The organism is Mycolicibacterium arseniciresistens, from assembly GCF_030519285.1.
Taxonomy (GTDB): Bacteria; Actinomycetota; Actinomycetes; order Mycobacteriales; family Mycobacteriaceae; genus Mycobacterium; species Mycobacterium arseniciresistens.
Map to the genome: position 1 here is coordinate 1 of NZ_JAUMSQ010000563.1, position 851 is coordinate 851.

The following is an 851-nucleotide window of genomic DNA, read 5'->3' on the forward strand; positions in this document are numbered from 1 at the left end:
CGCCCTGATCGCCGGCTGGATCCGCGGGCAGGCCCAGCCCACCGCCACCGCGCAGGTGCGGGTGTATGCGGCCGGCCTCGACGCCGGCGAGGCGACCGAGCGGGGCAGACGGTTGCGCGCCGAGCTGGACGCCGCCGACGAACGATTCGGTGTGCTCGTCGTCGCCGACGGTGCGCACACGCTGACCCCGCCCGCCCCCGGCGGATACGACCCCGACTCGGTGGCCGTGCAGCAGGCGCTCGACGACGCACTGGCCGGCGGTGACGTCGCGGCGCTGCACGGGCTGCCGGACGCCGTCGTCGGCCGGGTCGCCTACCAGGTGCTCGCGGGCCTGGCCGAACCCGCGCCGCGATCGGCCGAGGAGCTCTACCGCGGTGCGCCGTACGGAGTGGGGTACTTCGTCGGCCTGTGGACGCCGTGAGCGCTCGGCCGCTGGCGGTCATCGGGCCCACCGGCACCGGGAAGTCGGCGCTGGCCCTGGCCGTCGCGGAGCGGATCGGCGGCGAGATCGTCAACGCCGACGCCATGCAGCTCTACCGCGGGATGGACATCGGCACCGCGAAGACGCCGGTGGCCGAGCGACGCGGGGTGCCGCATCACCAATTCGACGTGCTCGAGGTGACCGAGATAGCGACCGTCGCGCGGTATCAGGCCGCCGCGGCGGCCGACGTCGAGGCGATCGCGGCCCGCGGCGCGGTGCCGGTGATCGTCGGCGGGTCGATGCTCTACGTCCAGTCGCTGCTCGACGAGTGGTCCTTCCCGGCCACCGATCCGGCGGTGCGCGCCCGCTACGAGCAGCGGCTCGCCGACGCCGGGGTGGCCGCGCTGCACCGGGAGCTGGCGGCCGTCGA

Annotated in this window: 1 protein-coding gene and 1 pseudogene; both read left to right on the plus strand. The window is 75.4% G+C overall.

Going from position 1 to position 851, the window contains the following annotated elements; genetic code table 11:
• Positions 1 to 421, plus strand: a pseudogene (locus tag Q2100_RS31495) (hypothetical protein); the annotation flags it as partial.
• Positions 418 to 851, plus strand: a 434-nt coding sequence (locus tag Q2100_RS31500) for a tRNA (adenosine(37)-N6)-dimethylallyltransferase (RefSeq protein WP_302917160.1), incomplete at its 3' end; no start/stop codon positions are given. The pseudogene Q2100_RS31495 and the gene Q2100_RS31500, both read left to right, overlap by 4 nt.